This is a genomic window from Rhodanobacter sp. 7MK24, from assembly GCF_014842995.1.
Classification (GTDB): domain Bacteria; phylum Pseudomonadota; class Gammaproteobacteria; order Xanthomonadales; family Rhodanobacteraceae; genus Rhodanobacter_A.
In genome coordinates this window covers 93,044-109,133 of sequence record NZ_JACYXL010000006.1, presented here as the reverse complement: position 1 = coordinate 109,133, position 16,090 = coordinate 93,044, and the positions used below count along the sequence as shown (strand labels likewise).

Sequence of the window (16,090 nt, the reverse complement as noted above, 5' to 3'; positions counted from 1 at the left end):
GCGACCTGGGATTTGCGCCCATTTGATCTTCGCGGTCAGAAACGAACGCAAGAACAGGTGCTGTCGTCGAAACATCACTGCCCATCCTCGTCGGGCGCATCGCCGTGGCGACGCTGGTATTCGAGCTCGAACTTGCGGCGCAACAGCGCGCCCGGATCGTCGGGCACGCGCTGCAGGGCCTGACGCAGATCCGCCGGAAGCTTCGTCTGCAGGTCGTCGACGCCGACCGCGCCGAGTTGATGTGCCGGCGGTTGTTTGGCCTCGGGCTTACCGGGTGTACCCAACTGCTTGTCGAGTTGCTGTTTCAGCGCCTGCTGTGCCCTTGCGGCTTGCGCTTGCTGTGCAGCCTGCTGTTCGGGCGTCGATGGCGGTTGCTTGTCTTGCTGTTTGTCTTGCTGTTTGTCTTGCTGTTTGTCTTGCTGTTTGTCTTGCTGCTCGTCTTGTTGCGTGCCGGATTTCCTGTCGCTTTGCCCAGCCTGATCCGTTGGCGATTGGGCCTGCTGCGACTGGCCGGGGCCGTTGGATGGATTCTGCCGATCCTGCGACTTGGAGTCCTGGCCTTGCTGCGGCTGCTTGCCGGGTTGCTTGTCGCTCTTGTTCGCGTCGCCCTGGGCTTGCCGGCTTTGTCCATCCTTGTCCTGGCCGCTGTCATCTTTGCCGCTCTTGTCCTGCTGACCGTTGCCTTGCCCACTGCCGCTCTGTCCCTGCGACGAGGACGAACCCTCCTGCTTCTGTTGCTGCTTTTGCTGCTGCGAGGAAGAAGAATTCTGCGGCGGCTTCTGCTGCTTGCGCAGCCAGTCCTCAACTGCTTGCTTGTTCGCCTTTGCGTCCGCGTTCGCGGGATCGTGCCGCAGGGCCTCGTCGTAGGCGTGGATTGCCTCCTCGTACTTGCCCTCGCGCGCCAATGCATTGCCGCGGTTGTAGTTCGCGTCGCCACCTTTCGCCTCGCGCAGCGCCTGCGCGGCGGCCGCATAGTCGCCAGCACGATAGGCCGCTGCACCACGCAGGGAGGGATCCTTCGCCAGCTGCATCGCCTGCTTCGCGTCGCCCTGCTTGAGCGCCGCAGCCGCCTGCTGGTTCTTGTTCTGCCACAGGTCGCGCCAGCTCGCGGCATGTGCGGTGCCCGGCCACATCGGCAGCAACACCAGCGGCAACAACATCAGCCAGCCACGACGAAATGCCAGCGCGGCCAATGGAAGAAGAAGAAGCAGCAACCATGGGCCGCGATCCTGCCACTGGTCGCCAAACTGGCCTTGTGCCGATTGGACGTTCCCCGCACGCAATGCATCCTTGAGCGTAGCGATGTCGCCGTCATCTGCGCTCATCGGCACGTAGCGTCCGTCCCCTGCTGCCGCGACCGCGGCCAGCGCACCGTCATCGCGGGCGGCGAGTTGCAGGTTGCCCTGCGCGTCGTGCAGGAAGCCGCCACCCCCTGACGGCACCGGTGCGCCCTGCGTCGTGCCTATGCCCAACACCGAGACATGCACGCCTTCTGCAAGCGCTTTGCGCGCGGCCGACTGTGCCGCGGCATCCGCCGTATCCGCGATCAGTACCAGCGAACCGCCGCCGACCTTCGCGTCGTTGATCAATGCAGCGCCGCGCTCTATTGCCGCCGCCATGTCGTCGCCATCCACCGGCATCGTATCGGGCGCCATCGCATCGAGCAGGGTTCCAAGACTATGCGCATCGGAGGTCAGCGGTGCCACTACAAAGGCTTCGCCGGCATAGCCGATCAGTGCATTGAGGCCGTCTTGGTTGGCCGCCAGCAATTCGTGCGCCTTGTAGCGCGCGCGATCGATGCGGCTTGGCGCCACGTCCCGTGACAGCATGCGCTGCGACAACGAAATCGCCACTACCTGTGCCGCGCGGCGCGCGTACAACGGCTGCTCGACACGGCTCCAGGTCGGCCCGGCCAATGCCAGCGTCGCCAGCATCCAGGCAATCACGAGCAATCCCGAAGGCAGACGCTGCCGCGCGGCGCGACCGTGCAGCAAATGCGGCAACAATTCCGCATCGACCAGCCGCGACAGAGCCTGCAGCCCACGCGAACGCCGCGAGATTTGCCACAGCAACCATGGCAACGCAATAAGCGCGCACAACCACCATGGCCGCAGGAAATGGAACTGCGCCAGCATCGCGCTCATGCCACTGCTCCACGCACCCGTCCACGCGGCACGGTGGCCAACAGCCACAACAGCAGGGCTGCTGCCAGCGGCCAGGTGAACCATTCCTTACGTGGCCGGAGGCTGGGGCCATGCTGCTGCATCGGTTCCAGCGCGTTGATGGCGCGGTAGGCATCAGCCAGTTGGGCGCTGTCCGTGGCGCGGAAAAAGCGGCCGCCTGTGTCGTCGGCGATCTTCGTCAACATCGCCGCGTCCAGCTCGGCGGACGGATTGATGACCTGTGCCCCGAAGAAACCGGGTACGCGCATACGCTCGGCACCTATGCCCACCGTGTAGATGCGTACGCCAGCCGCCTGTGCGGCGCGCGCGGCCTCCAACGGCGTGATGCTGCCGGCGTTGTTGACGCCGTCGGTGAGCAGTACCAGCACGCGCGCCTGTTCGGGCAGTTCGGACAAGCGCCGCACCGCAATGGCGATGGCATCGCCGATGGCGGTCTCGGTGCCGGCCAGACCTACCTCGGCACCCTGCAATTGTGCGCGTACCGCGTCGAGATCGTAGGTGAGCGGCGTCACGAGAAATGCCTGGCTACCGAACAGGATTAACCCCATCTCATCGCCACGACGGCGATCGATGAAATTGCCTGCAATGGCCTTCACCGCACCGAAGCGACTCACCGGCTGGCCGGCCAGTTCCATGTCGGGCGTGCGCATACTGCCGGACAGATCCACCGCCAACAGCAGCGCGCGACCGCTGCGCTGCTGTGCCTGCGGGGGGCCCACCCATTGTGGGCGGGCAGCAGCGGCCACCAGGCACGACCAGGCCAACGCAAGCAGCCACGGCGCGACACTGCGGACTGCATTGCCGCCCGTCGCGGCGAGTCGCAGACCCGGTTGCGGCAGATGCAATGCCTGCCCTGGCGACACCTGCGGCAGCATGCGCCGCAACAACCAAGGCAAGGGCAACAGCAGGAACAGCCAGGGCCATGCGAACTCAAACATGGCCCTGCTCCACCGCAAGTGGCTTCCAAGCACGAGGGCTTGCCGCTGCTCGCAACCAGCTGCGGGCAGCGGCCAAGGTGGCGGGCGCGTCGAGCTTCGCTTGCGGCCGGTAGATCGCCTGCTCCAATGCCATCAGGCGATCGAGCACGGGTATCGCAACCGGCACGCGTGCCAGCGTCCGTCGCCAACTGTCGCCGCGTTGCCTCGTCGCAGCCTCATCGTGGCTACGGGCCACGCGACGCAGCAGTTGATGGAGTGCGGCCGCCAGCGCAGCATCGTCACCGACGCGCGCGTGACGTGCCGCCAGTTCTTCCAGTTCGCCCAGCAACAGGCGCTGTTGCTTGTGCTGGCGGTGGCGATGCAGCAGGAACCACGCCGCCACGATCACTGCCAGCAGCACCAGCACTATCATTGCCCACCAGCCCGGCGCCAGCGGCCACCATGAGGGGGCAGGCGGCAAGTGGATGTCGCGCAGCTCGGGGCCATTTTGCGGTAGCGACTGCGGCATCATCGGCACACCCCGGTTGCACCCAGCAATTCGCTGACGGCTGCGAGCGGGTCGTTGCGCGTGTCAATGACGCGGCAGCGCACGCCTGCGCCGTGTGCCAGCGTTTCCAATCGCGCCGGACCGGTGCCCAGCGCCTGCTGGAACTCGCGACGCTGACGCTCGCCAAACAGCACCACGTCGCGACGCTCCCCGCCATGTTCCAGTGGATAACGACCGGGCGGCGGCGGTTCGCGCTCCAACGCGTCGGCTACCACCAGCACACCGGCTTCGGCGCGCGCCTTCAGTTCGAACAAATGCTGCCGCGTTTCGTCGTCCGCACTGAAACCGTCACTGATAAGCAGCACGCGACTGGCACCATGCTGCAAGCGCCGCGCGCGCAGCAAGGCTGTGGATAGCGGCTCGGAGCGTGCCATTGACGGCATCGCGTCCCACTCGGCCAGCGCACCGCATGCGGCGAGCGCGCCACGGGCGGAGCCTTGTGGACGCAGCAAGCGATCCTGCTCGCCAAAAGCCAGCATGCCGACGCGTTCGCCCGCGCGCACGGCCAGCCATGCAGCGAAGGCCGCGGCACGCGCGGCTTGCACCGACTTGAAGCGGACGCGGGTACCGAAGCGCATGCTCGAGTGGGTATCCAGCAGGATCAACAGACGACCCTCGCGTTCCTCCTGGAACAGCTTGGTGTGCAACCTGCCGCTTCGCGCGGTGAGCCGCCAATCGAGCCGACGCACGTCGTCGCCCGCCTGATAAATACGCGACTCGGCGTAATCCATGCCGCGGCCGTAGAGGCGACTGGAGTGCTGGCCACTGCGCGCTGCGCGGCTGTCGGCTGGCGACAATTTCGCGCGACCTATTCGCGTGCCCAATGCGACCAGTTCGGCCAGCGACACGCGCACGCGGCCGTCGCCATCGGCACGGTTCGGCAAGACGGCGCTCACGGCAGCGGCACGAGATCCAGCAGCCGCGCGATCACCTGGTCGCTGCGAACTCCTTCGGCTTCTGCCTCGTAGCTCAGCAATACTCGATGGCGGAGCACTTCGTGCACGATGGCATGCACATCATCAGGCAATACGTAGTCGCGCCCCGCCAGCCACGCCTGCGCGCGCGCGCAGCGATCCAGTGCAATGGTGGCCCGCGGGCTGGCGCCCCAGGCAATCCAGCGTTTCAGTTCCGGCCCGTAGCGCCCCGCATCGCGCGTGGCCAGCACGAGCTGGGCAAGGTATTCCTCCAGTGCAGATGCCATGTGCACCGCCATCGCCACATCGCGAGCAGCGAGCACGTCGGACTGACTCAGCAAGGACACCGGAGCAGCAACCGCATGCGCCCGGCGACTGGCCTGTTCGCGAGCGAGACGCAAGATCGCCAGCTCGGCTCCGGCGTCGGGGTAACCGATGGTCACGTGCAGCAGGAAGCGGTCGAGCTGTGCCTCGGGCAGCGTAAACGTGCCCTCCTGCTCGATCGGGTTCTGCGTGGCCATCACCATGAACAGTTCCGGCAAAGGCCTGGTGGCACGGCCCACGGTGATCTGCCGTTCGGCCATCGCCTCCAGCAACGCCGACTGCACCTTGGCCGGCGCGCGATTGATCTCGTCCGCCAATACGATGTTGTGGAACAACGGTCCCTGCTCGAATTCGAAGCTGCCGCTCTGCGGACGGAAGACGTCGGTGCCGGTGAGGTCGGCTGGCAGCAAATCAGGCGTGAATTGCACGCGGTGGAAATCCGCTTCGATGCGCGCGGCCAGCGCCTTCACCGCCGTGGTCTTGGCCAGGCCCGGCGCTCCCTCCACCAACAGATGACCATCAGCAAGCAACGCCACCAGCAAGCAGTCCACCAGCTTCGGCTGGCCGATGATGCAACCCTGCAGCTCGTCGCGAAGTTGCACGAAAGCCTGATGCAAGCGGCTTCGAGGCGAGGTTTCAGGCATGTCCATCATGGTGTTTCCTGCAATAAAGACGCCGCTATCGACCGCAGCCAGGCGTACAAGTTTAATCCCCCCTAAGCAGCGTTCAGGCGCACAAAAGGAAAGAGGCGGCCAAGGCCGCCTCTTTCCGCATCGCTCGATGCGCAACCCCTTATTGCAGCGAATCGTTGAGGATGCGCGGAGTCACGAAGATCAGCAGTTCCGCCTTGCTGTCGTTGCGGCTGGTGGTACGGAACAGAATGCCGAGGACAGGGATGTCGCCGAGGCCTGGCACCTTGGTCACCGTGTTGCTCTTGTCGACTTCGTAGATGCCGCCGAGCACCACCGTCTGACCGTTGTCCACCAGGACCGAGGTGTTCACCGACTGGGTGTTGATTTCCGGCACCTGGCCCTGCGGCGTCTGCAGGAACTGGGCAAGCGTATCCTTGTTGACATTGATCGCGAGGTACACGCGGTTATCCGCAGTAATGGTGGGCGTCACCTTGAGCTGCAGCACGGCGTCCTTGAACTGCACCGTGGCCGTGCCGGTACTCGCGCTGGAACCGGCGCCGCCCTGATAGGTGACGTAGCCGATTTCCTGGCCCTGGCGGATCACAGCCTCCTGCTGGTTCGCGGTAATCACGCGCGGACTGGCGATGGTTTCGCTGTTGCCTTCGGTCTGCGCCGCCGACAGCTCCAGATCCAGCGCGTAGTTCTTGCCGAGGATGGCGAAGCCCAGCGTACCGGCAGGGGATGAAGTGGATTGCGGGAGATTTACGTTGAGGCCAGGGTTGGTAGATGCACCCGTTGTGCTAGCGGAGCCGCTGGTGGTACTGCCGGGCGTGGTCCAACCTAAAGTAGTGCCACCTGCGCCACCGCCCGTTTGAATGACCTGCCCACTGGGATTGACACGCTGCGCATACGCACCCCACTGCACACCCAACTGGCGGGTAAAGCTGTCAGTGGCGATCACGATACGCGATTCGATCAACACCTGCTGCACCGGCCTGTCCAGCACGGCGACCAGCTTGCGAATCTGCTCTGTTTTGTCAGCGGTGTCGTTGAGCAACAGAGTATTTGTGCGGTCGTCGGAGGAAACGCTGCCGCGTGCGGACAAGAAGCCGTGGGCTGTATTGTTGCCAGACGAACCGCCGCCCATGCCCTGCAAGCTGCCCGTAGTCAGCAGCTTGGCGATGTCAGCCGCCTTCCCATAGCTGATCGGAATGTAGGTGGTGACTAGCGGCGCATTGTCCTCAGCTTTCATGCGTGCCGTAGCGACATCTTCCTCGTACTTAGCAAGCTCCTCCTGGGGAGCCACCCAGATCACGTTGCCATCCTGACGCTTGTCGAGTCCCTTAGCGCGCAGAATCACATCCAACGCCTGATCCCACGGCACGTTCACCAAGCGCAGGGTAATGTTACCTGTGACACTGTCCGCAGCCACAATATTGAGGCCCGAGGTGTCGGCAATCAGCTGCAGCACCGAGCGCACCGGGATGTCTTGGAAGTTGAAGGTGGCACGCTTGCCATTGTAGGCAGGGTGCTGATCTAACGCAGCCAAGCTTGCGCCCACAGCAACGGCGCTGCCTTTCTTCGAAGCCACTTCCACTACGTACTGGTTGCCTTCCTGATAGGCCGAATTATCAACCACGCCCTTGGTAGAGATCGTTATCTGGACTCCTCCACCAGCACCGACACGAGTGGTGATGGACTGTACCGGCGTGGCGAAGTCCATCGTGTCAAGCCGCTGTGTAAGGTTGGCAGGCACATTGGCATTAGGGATGGTAACCATGACCTTATCGCCGATCGTGCGCATCTGCGCATCGGCTCCCGGACCATTGAAATTGATCAGCACTCGACCCTGACCGTTGGAACCGCGACGAAAATCGATATTGGTGACGCTAATGGCGCCATCGATTGCAGCTGGCAGGTGCTTGGAGGGGTCGATGATCGCTGCGGTGGTAACATTGCGCTGCGCTGGCACAGATGTCGCCTGCGATCTACCGCTGCTGCCTGCCACAGTCAACACCAGGCTGTCGCCTTCGACCGCCGACTGATAGGACGCCGGACGCATCAGTTCCACGATCACGCGAGTACGGCCTGCCACAGACACCGCGGACACGCCCGAAGTTGCCCCTTGACCGATGTCCGTATGCCGCTGTGCAGTGGTACCGGTGTCGGCAAAATCAATGGCGATACGCGCGGGGTTGTCCGTGGTGAAGATGCGCGGCTGCGGCACCGCTCCGGTGAAGTTCAGGTGCAATTGCACGCTGCCGCCGGCTTGCGCAGTGTAGCTGATGTCCTTCAGCGTGTTGGTGTCGGCAGCCAGTACCGACTGGCTGAAGCCTACACCGGCGAGCAGCAGCAGCGAAAGGAGACTACGAATGGCGTGGCGCATGACCCGGCCCCGGACGGATTGAATGTGGTTGCTCATTGCATCAGCCCCTGTGTCCCCTATTTATCGCCGAGCGCGAGGCTGGCCGAACGCTCCATCCAGCCGCCATTGCCGTTGGATACCAGTTCGGTCAGGTCGATGTGGTCGTCGCTGACCGCAGTGACGCGACCGTAGTTCTGGCCTATGTATTCGCCGTTGTGCACTTGATGGATTACACCACCAGGGTCTTTCACTAACGCCACGGTGCCTACGCCTGCACCAATGGTGCCAACCATTTTCAGGCTGTCCAGTGCGAAAAATTCCAACGGCTGCTTGGGGCGATCCTTGTCCGGCCGTGGCCCGTTGGTTGCGGCCGAGTCCTGCTCGATAGCGCTAGGACCGAACGGATCGCGTTGGTCTTGGTCTGCGTAAGTGAAAGTCTCGAAGGTCTTGATGACCGGCAGTGGCGGAATCGGTTCGCCTTTCTTGGCTTTCTGCTGAGAAATCCATTCGCGCAGATCGGAAGTACCGCGAGTACACCCCCCCAGCATCAGCGCGGCGGCCAACAGTAGCGAGATCTGCAACAACGTGACCGGTTTCATGGCGGTGGACAGCTTCATCAGTTGCGCCCTCCCGCTTTATTATTTGAACCCTTTGCGGCTGCAGCGGCCTCGTCCTCATCCAGATAACGATATGTCTTCACCGTTCCCTGCAACACCAGCACGCCGTCCTGGGAGGTGCCGTTCTTGGAGCCGTGCTCGGGCGTAAGCGCCACGTCGTGCATGGTCAGGATCACCACACGGGGCAGCGAGGCCACGCCGCTGATGAAGGTGCCAAACTGATGGTAGGTACCTACCATCCTCAGCTCGATAGGCTTCTCAGCGTAGAAGTCCTTCGGCACCTCGGGTTGGGGAGTAAAGGAATCCACTTGAAGGCCTGCGGCCAATGCGGTTTGCGAAACGTCAATCAGTAACTCCGGCATTTCGGTCCGGCTGGGTAACTGACGCAGCAGTTGGCGCAACATGTCCTTCATCTCGTCGAGCTGGTGCTGCAACGCGTCGAGATTCACCGCCTTGGCCTGCTTGGTGCTGAATTCCTGCTTGAGTTGGTCTTCCTTCCCAGCCAGCGAAGTCAACTCGTCCTGCTGACCGCTGACGTAGGAGTACCAACCCACAAGCACCACCAACAGAAACAGCAGCACAGTGAAGAAAGTCTTCACCGAGTTAGGCCAGCCTCCGACGTTGTTGCGATCGAGACTCTTCAAATCTTGGAGGAACTTCATTACTTGTTCCCTCCTGTAATCGTCCCGGGGTTCGGTAACGTCTGTGCGTCTTCTAGTGCTCTGGCCATGGCACTGAGTCTGGCGCGTTCAGCGGGAGAGTTATTTGGGTTCTTGGACCCAGCATCTAACGCCTTTACTTCTACTTCAACTTGCGCACGCTCTGCCTGCGTCTTGGCAACAGGGGGTTTTGGCATAGCAGGTGTGGATACCGGAGCTAACGCTGCTGCGCTGCCCGCATGGGCCGGTTCCGCAACCGAACTGGCGCCAGCCGGAGAACTAGCATCGTCGACCTTCGGCTTGCCCAAACCTACGCTCAGGCCAAAACTATAGGGTGTGCGAGAGGAGTCGTGGGTGTTGACGGTACTGCGCAGATCCACGTGCCCCATCCACGGCGAAACCTCGATGTTGCGCATGTATTCGGCGACGTTGGCGTTGGATTGCGCCACACCATCCAGCGACATAGTGTCACCGGCCTGCTTCAACGCGGTGAGACGCACACTATTGGGTATCGTCTTCACCAACTCGTCGAACAGATGCACCATCTTCGAACGATCAGCCTGCAACTGCTCGATGATCTGCTTGCGCGCAAGGAGGTGGTCGCGCACCTTGTCCAGCTCCTTGATCTTGTCGATCTTCACATCGAGCTGCTTGATCTCTCCCTGCAGGATCGTGTTGCGGTCGTTCTGGTTGTCGATGCGCGCGCCCATCCAGAGCGCCCACAACAATACGAAGCCGAGGCCGGCCACGAAGGCAGCACCAAGCTGCCCATAGAATTCGCGCTCGCGCAGCTTGCGGCGCTCGGCGCGCCACGGAAGGAGGTTGACGTGTGCCATCAGTCGAAACTCCTCAGTGCCAAGCCGACCGCGACCATCAGCGCCGGCGCATCCTGGGACAACGACTGCCCCTGCACCTTGGGCGACATCGACATGCGCGCCAGCGGGTTTGCCACCACGCAAGGCACGCCGATGTGTTCCTCCAGCATCCGGGCGATGCCGTCGATGGTCGCGCAACCGCCGGCCAGGACCACCTGATCGACCTTGCTGTATTCGCTGCCAGCGAAGAAGAACTGCAACAGGCGGCTGACCTGCTGCACCAGCGATTCCTTGAACGGCTCGAGCGCCTCGCTCTGGTAGGACTCCGGCAGGCCACCCTTACGCTTGGCACGGCCGGCCTCCTCGTAGGAGAGCCCGTAGCGGCGCATGATTTCGTCGGTGAGCTGCTTGCCGCCGAACACCTGTTCGCGCGAATAGATCGTGCGCTGGTTGCGCAGCACCGACAGCGTGGTCATGGTTGCACCCACGTCCACCACCGCCACCAGCGCATCGCGACCCACGTTGAGCTGATCGGTGAGCAGCGCGAAGGCGTTCTCCATCGCGAAAGCCTCCACGTCAACCACCTTGGCGGTCAGGCCACCCAGCTCCAGCGCGGCCACGCGCATGTCCACATTTTCCGTGCGTGAGGCCGCGAGCAGGACGCTGTTCATCTCGGGGTTGTCGCGCACCGGGCCCAACACTTCGAAATCGAGGCTCACTTCCTCGATCGGGTAGGGGATGTATTGGTTCGCCTCGACCTGGATCTGGCCTTCCAGATCATCCTCGGTCAGTTCGCTCGGCATCGGGATGATACGGGTGATCACTGCCGAGCCAGCCACCGCGGCGGACGCGTGCTTGATCTTGGAACCAGAACGCGCGAGCGCACGGCGGATTGCTTCGCCTACCGCCTCGACCTCGACAATGTTCTTTTCGACCACGGCGTTCGGCGGCAACGGTTCGACCGCGTAGTGCTCCACGCGGTAGCGGCCGCCCGACTGGCTTAGTTCCAGCAACTTGACGGCGGTCGAGCTGATATCGACGCCGATCAGCGCCGGCTTCTTGGGTGTGAAGAGCCCCACGGTGTTCCCCCTTTGCCCCTGGGCGGCAGACCGGATTTCCGGCCGATCCGCGACGGCATTAGATCGAAAAATTAACGCCCCCGCAATGGCCTGCCGCATTTTTTTCAAGTATTTCCCGTGATGGCGCCCACATTTAGGTCAACGCCCTTTTTGGGGTGTGACTGGGGCCCCATTCCGCGCCGAACGCACGATGTTGCGTCCCGGATCGCCCTGCACCCAAAGATATGCTGGTCCGGGGTGGCTTGCGACACAACCTCTATACTCTGCCGGGTCTCGACATGGGCCATCCGCCAAACATGCGTATTCTCAAGCGTCTGCTTCGCTGGGCACTGATCCTGGCGTTTTCGGGTTTTCTGTTGGCGGTGCTCGCAGTGGGCGTGGCGTACTGGCTGGTGGCTCCCCGGCTGCCCCAGGTGGCACAGCTGAAGGATTACCACATGCAGGTGCCGCTGCGCGTGGAAAGCGCCGACGGCAAGCTGATCGCCAGCTTCGGGGAGACGCGGCGCATCCCGGTGGCCATCGCCAATGTGCCCGACAACCTCAAGCATGCCGTGCTGTCCGCGGAAGATGCCGACTTCTACCACCACCCTGGCGTCGATTGGCGCGGCATAGCGCGCGCGGGATGGCACGTGATCCTTGCCGGTGGCGACAAGGTGCAAGGCGGCTCCACCATTACCCAGCAAGTGGCGCGCAACTTCTTCCTCAGTCCGCAAAAACTCTATTCGCGGAAGTTGATCGAGATATTCACCGCGCTGCGCATAGAGCAGGAACTGAGCAAGGACCAGATCCTGGAGCTCTACCTCAACAAGATGTTCCTGGGCCACCGGTCATACGGCGTGGCCGCAGCCAGTTCGTATTATTACGGCAAGACGCTGGATCAGCTCACCATCGCGCAGAGCGCGGCCATCGCCTCCACTTTCCAGTCGCCTTCGGTGGTGAATCCGCTGAACAATCAGGCACGCCTGCTGGCGCGGCGCAATTGGGTGCTGGGCGAGATGCTGCGGCATCGCTATATCACCGACGCGCAATACCAGGCGGCGCTCGCCGAACCGAACGATGCCGCACCGCACGAAGTGCCGATCCAGGTGGACGCACCCTACCTCGCCGAGATGGTGCGCCGACAGGTGCTTGACCGCCTCGGCAACGATGCGCTTACCGAAGGATACGTGGTAAAGACCACCATCCAGGCCGCCGATCAGCTGGCCGCGACGGATGCGGTGCGCAAAGGGCTGATCGACTACGACATGCGCCATGGTTGGCGCGGCCCGGAAGCGCATCAGGACCTGGCCGCCGACGCCAGCACCCAGGACTGCGTGCACGCGCTCGCCGGCTACACCAACGTTTCCGGCCTCGAACCGGGCATCGTCTCCGCCAGCTCCACCGACTCCGCCACCGTTGTCACCGTCGACGGCCAGAGCGTAAGCCTGGACCGCGCCGCCATCGCATGGGCACATCCGTATATCAACGAGAGCCGCTCCGGGGCGGCACCCGCACAAGTGGACGCCGTACTCAAGCGCGGCGACATCGTCCGCGTGTCGCGGGACGACAAGGGGGCCTGGCAACTCGCGCAGATTCCAGCCGTACAGGGCGCACTGGCTTCGATCCGCCCGGAAGACGGCGCGATCGAGGCTCTGGTGGGCGGCTTCAACTTCACCCGCAGCAAGTTCAATCGCGCGGTGATGGCAGCCCGACAGCCAGGCTCCAGCTTCAAGCCCTATCTGTACTCGGCGGCGTTCGACCATGGCTTCACGCCGGCCTCGATCATCAACGACGCGCCACTGGCGCTGCCTGATCCCTCAAAACCCGGCGGCCTGTGGACGCCAAGCAACGACGACGACAAGTTCGCCGGCCCGATGCGCCTGCGCGAAGCATTGGTACAGTCGAAAAACCTTGTCTCGATCCGGCTGCTCGATGCCATCGGCATCCGCTACGCGCGTGATTTCATCACGCGCTTTGGCTTTCCGCTCGATGCACTGCCGGCCAACCTGTCGATGGCGCTTGGCACCGCCTCGACATCGCCGATCAACATGGCGCGCGGCTACGCGGTGTTTGCCAATGGCGGCTACCTGGTCACGCCGTATTTCATCAGCGAAATCGACGATCGCGACGGCAAGGCGATCTACATCGCGAACCCTGCACGCGCTTGCCGCGAATGCCAGGCGCGCCTGCTGGAAAACGCTCCGCCCGGCCCTCCGCCTGCGGACATGGGCAAACACACGATCAACCAGATCGCCGACAACGCCAGCGCTGCAACTCCCGCCAGCGCAGCGAGCAGCGACGATTCCGGCGTGGACACTCTGCCGGCCAACGCTGGCGACGCACAGGCCCCCGTACTTGCGCCGCACGTGCTCGGTCCGCGCACCGACTTCCTGGTCACCTCGCTGATGAAGGACGTGATTCTGCGCGGCACCGGCTTTGCGGCCAAGTCGCTGGATCGGGCGGACCTTGCCGGCAAGACCGGCACCAGCAACGACTTCCGCGACGCCTGGTTCCTGGGCTTCAACGGTGATGTCTCCACCGCGGTGTGGGTGGGCTTCGACAACTACGGCTCGCTGGGCCATGGCGAGTTCGGCGCCAAAGCGGCACTGCCGATCTGGATGGATTACATGGGCACGGCACTCAAGGGCCAGCCGTTGAACTCGCTGCCGATGCCGCCCGGCATTGCCACCGTGCCGATCAATCGTGACAGTGGCCTGCCCACCACGCCGGACGATCCGAACAGCATGAACGAATTCTTCAAGGTCGAGGACGTGGATCGCCTGCGCAACCAGGCAACCCAGCAGCAGGAACAGCAGAATCCCTACAACATCTTCTGATCCTGATAGCCCACTGCAGTTTTGCACTCTCCATTGCTTGCGCTAGTCTGACGGCGCAAGCGGCGGAGGATCAGACATGGCACGAGGCGAACACCACCGCATCCATGCTAGCGACCGCCAGCAGCGCAACCGGTTGCGCGTGGCACAGGAGGCCGCCCGCCTGATGAGCGAGCACGGCATCCGCGATTTCCATCGCGCCAAGCTCAAGGCCGCCGAACGGCTGGGCATCCTCGACGAGCAGGCGCTGCCCCGCAACCAGGAAATCGAGCAGGCGCTACGCGAGCACCAGCGCCTGTTCCAGGCCAGCAGCCAGCCACGATTGCTGCAGGAGCGGCGAGAAGCGGCCGTGGAAGCGATGCGTTTCCTTGCCCGCTTTGAGCCGCGCCTCGTCGGCGCCGTGCTCGATGGCACCGCCGACGCCCATTCAGCAGTCTGTCTCCACGTGTTCAGCGACGATCCCGACGCCGTGCCTCGTCACCTGCACGAACACGGCGTGCCGTTCGAGATGCAGACGCGTCGCCTGCGCACCAGCCGCGAAGAACAAGCCGAATTCCCGGTGCTGCTGTTCGCCGCCGACGCACTGCCGTTTGACCTCACCGTTCTGCCGCACAATGCACTGCGCCAGGCACCATTGAACCGGATCGACGAGAAGCCGATGCGTCGCGCCGCCTTGGCCGCCGTGGAAGAACTGTTGGCCGAAGGCGACGGCATGGACGAGTTGGAACGCATGCTGGCGAACGCGACACGCCGCGCGTAGGCATGGTTTGCGACCATCCCTGATCGCGGGAGTCAAACGGGCAGCCATTCATGGCTGCCCTTTCAAAGAAGCCCATGATCACCCATACAAAAAAACGCCCCGGCATGCCGGGGCATTTCGCGTAGCGTTGCCAGCGTGGATCAACGATTGCCGGAAGCCAGGTAGTCGCGCACGCCTGCACCGGTGTAGATCTGGCGCGGACGGCCGATGCGCGAGCCGGGGGTCTCATGCTGCTCGATCCAGTGCGAGATCCAGCCGGCGGTGCGCGCGATGGCGAACATCACGGTGAACATCTCGGTGGGGATCCCCAGTGCCTTGTAGATGATGCCGGAGTAGAAATCCACGTTGGGGTACAGCTTGCGCTCGACGAAGTACTCGTCCTTCAGCGCCGCCTCTTCCAGCTTCATCGCAACGTCCAGCAGCGGGTCGTTGACTCCCAGCTCGGCCAGCACCTTGTGGCACATCTCGCGGATGATCTTCGCGCGCGGATCGAAGTTCTTGTAGACGCGGTGACCGAAGCCCATCAGGCGGAAGCTGTCGTTCTTGTCCTTAGCGCGCTTGACCGCAGTTTCCACCTTGTCCGGCGTGCCGATCTCTTCCAGCATCTTCAGCACCGCCTCGTTGGCGCCGCCGTGCGCCGGACCCCACAGCGCGGTGATGCCCGCGGCGATGGAGGCGTACGGGTTGGCGCCGGTGGAGCCGACCAGGCGCACGGTCGAGGTCGAGGCGTTCTGCTCGTGGTCGGCGTGCAGGATGAACAGCAGATCCAGCGCCTTGGCAGCCACCGGACTCATCGTCAGCGGTTCGCTCGGCACTTCGAACATCATGTGCAGGAAGCGATCGACGTATTCGAGATTGTTGCGCGGGTAGCGGAACGGCCAACCGATGGAATAACGGTAGCAGGCTGCCGCGATGGTCGGCATCTTCGCGATCAGGCGGATTGCGGCCAGCTTGCGGTCGGCCGGATCCTCGACGTCGAGATCGTCATGGTAGAACGCCGACAGCGAAGCCACCGCGGCGGCCAGCATCGCCATCGGGTGCGCGTCGTGGTGGAAGCCCTGGAAGAAGTTCTTCAGGGACTCGTGCATCATCGTGTGATGCGTGATCTGGTTTTCGAAAGCGGCGAACTCGTCCTGCTTCGGCAGCTCGCCGTTGAGCAGCAGGTAAGCCACTTCGAGGAAGTTGGATTTCTCGGCCAGTTGCTCGATGGGGTAGCCGCGATACAGCAATACGCCCTGGTCGCCGTCGATGTAGGTGATCGCGCTCTTGGTGCTCGCGGTCGAGCCGTAGCCGACGTCGTAGGTGAAGTGACCGGTGTCCTTGTACAGCGTGCTGATGTCGATGCAGGCCGGACCAAGGGTGCCGGAAACCAGCGGCATGGTGCTGCTGCGCTGGGTCGACTCGTCCACCAGCTTGACAGTCTTGGGATCGGACACGGGAACCT

At 63.3% G+C, this 16,090-nt stretch carries 13 protein-coding genes; 2 read left to right on the top strand and 11 right to left on the bottom strand.

Annotated elements, in window-relative coordinates; all coding sequences use genetic code 11:
- Nucleotides 1-74: 74 nt before the first annotated feature.
- The 10 genes from IHE49_RS11545 to IHE49_RS11500 all read right to left on the bottom strand — a co-directional run bounded on the left by IHE49_RS11545 (nt 75) and on the right by IHE49_RS11500 (nt 11,073).
- Nucleotides 75-2,144 carry a tetratricopeptide repeat protein gene (locus tag IHE49_RS11545; protein WP_192157985.1) on the bottom strand — a complete coding sequence of 690 codons (2,070 nt, stop codon included), beginning with the start codon at nt 2,142-2,144 and terminating at the stop codon, nt 75-77.
- Nucleotides 2,141-3,121 carry a VWA domain-containing protein gene (locus IHE49_RS11540; RefSeq protein WP_192157983.1) on the bottom strand — a complete coding sequence of 327 codons (981 nt, stop codon included), beginning with the start codon at nt 3,119-3,121 and terminating at the stop codon, nt 2,141-2,143. Before IHE49_RS11540 ends, IHE49_RS11545 begins: the two co-directional genes overlap by 4 nt.
- Complete coding sequence (locus IHE49_RS11535) at nt 3,114-3,629, bottom strand: DUF4381 domain-containing protein (protein ID WP_225578390.1); 516 nt, start codon at nt 3,627-3,629, stop codon at nt 3,114-3,116. The genes IHE49_RS11540 and IHE49_RS11535 overlap by 8 nt, the downstream gene beginning before the upstream one ends.
- Entirely contained in the window at nt 3,629-4,564 is a 936-nt protein-coding gene (locus tag IHE49_RS11530; protein WP_192157979.1) for a DUF58 domain-containing protein, read from the bottom strand. The genes IHE49_RS11535 and IHE49_RS11530 overlap by 1 nt, the downstream gene beginning before the upstream one ends.
- Complete coding sequence (locus IHE49_RS11525; RefSeq protein WP_192158209.1) at nt 4,561-5,556, bottom strand: MoxR family ATPase; 996 nt, start codon at nt 5,554-5,556, stop codon at nt 4,561-4,563. The genes IHE49_RS11530 and IHE49_RS11525 overlap by 4 nt, the downstream gene beginning before the upstream one ends.
- Before the next feature lie 142 nt (nt 5,557-5,698).
- Entirely contained in the window at nt 5,699-7,960 is a 2,262-nt protein-coding gene (gene pilQ / locus IHE49_RS11520) for a type IV pilus secretin PilQ (protein ID WP_225578389.1), read from the bottom strand.
- Between the two features lie 20 nt (nt 7,961-7,980).
- Entirely contained in the window at nt 7,981-8,520 is a 540-nt protein-coding gene (locus IHE49_RS11515; protein ID WP_192157977.1) for a pilus assembly protein PilP, read from the bottom strand.
- A complete protein-coding gene (gene pilO, locus IHE49_RS11510; RefSeq protein ID WP_192157975.1) occupies nt 8,520-9,182 on the bottom strand; it encodes a type 4a pilus biogenesis protein PilO in 663 nt (220 codons plus the stop codon). Before pilO ends, IHE49_RS11515 begins: the two co-directional genes overlap by 1 nt.
- Complete coding sequence (locus IHE49_RS11505) at nt 9,182-10,015, bottom strand: PilN domain-containing protein (protein ID WP_192157974.1); 834 nt, start codon at nt 10,013-10,015, stop codon at nt 9,182-9,184. Before IHE49_RS11505 ends, pilO begins: the two co-directional genes overlap by 1 nt.
- Nucleotides 10,015-11,073 (bottom strand): pilus assembly protein PilM, encoded by a 1,059-nt coding sequence (locus tag IHE49_RS11500; protein WP_343227574.1) that lies wholly within the window; start codon nt 11,071-11,073, stop codon nt 10,015-10,017. Before IHE49_RS11500 ends, IHE49_RS11505 begins: the two co-directional genes overlap by 1 nt.
- 296 nt (nt 11,074-11,369) lie before the next feature.
- Between IHE49_RS11500 and IHE49_RS11495 the strand changes: the two genes are divergently transcribed.
- On the top strand, nt 11,370-13,889 hold the full coding sequence (locus IHE49_RS11495; RefSeq protein ID WP_192157972.1) for a penicillin-binding protein 1A: 2,520 nt from the start codon (nt 11,370-11,372) through the stop codon (nt 13,887-13,889).
- 76 nt (nt 13,890-13,965) lie between these two features.
- Nucleotides 13,966-14,646 (top strand): hypothetical protein, encoded by a 681-nt coding sequence (locus IHE49_RS11490; RefSeq protein WP_192157970.1) that lies wholly within the window; start codon nt 13,966-13,968, stop codon nt 14,644-14,646.
- Nucleotides 14,647-14,786: 140 nt separating this feature from the next.
- Here IHE49_RS11490 and IHE49_RS11485 read toward each other — a convergent pair whose 3' ends face one another.
- Complete coding sequence (locus tag IHE49_RS11485; protein ID WP_192157968.1) at nt 14,787-16,082, bottom strand: citrate synthase; 1,296 nt, start codon at nt 16,080-16,082, stop codon at nt 14,787-14,789.
- Nucleotides 16,083-16,090: the final 8 nt, after the last annotated feature.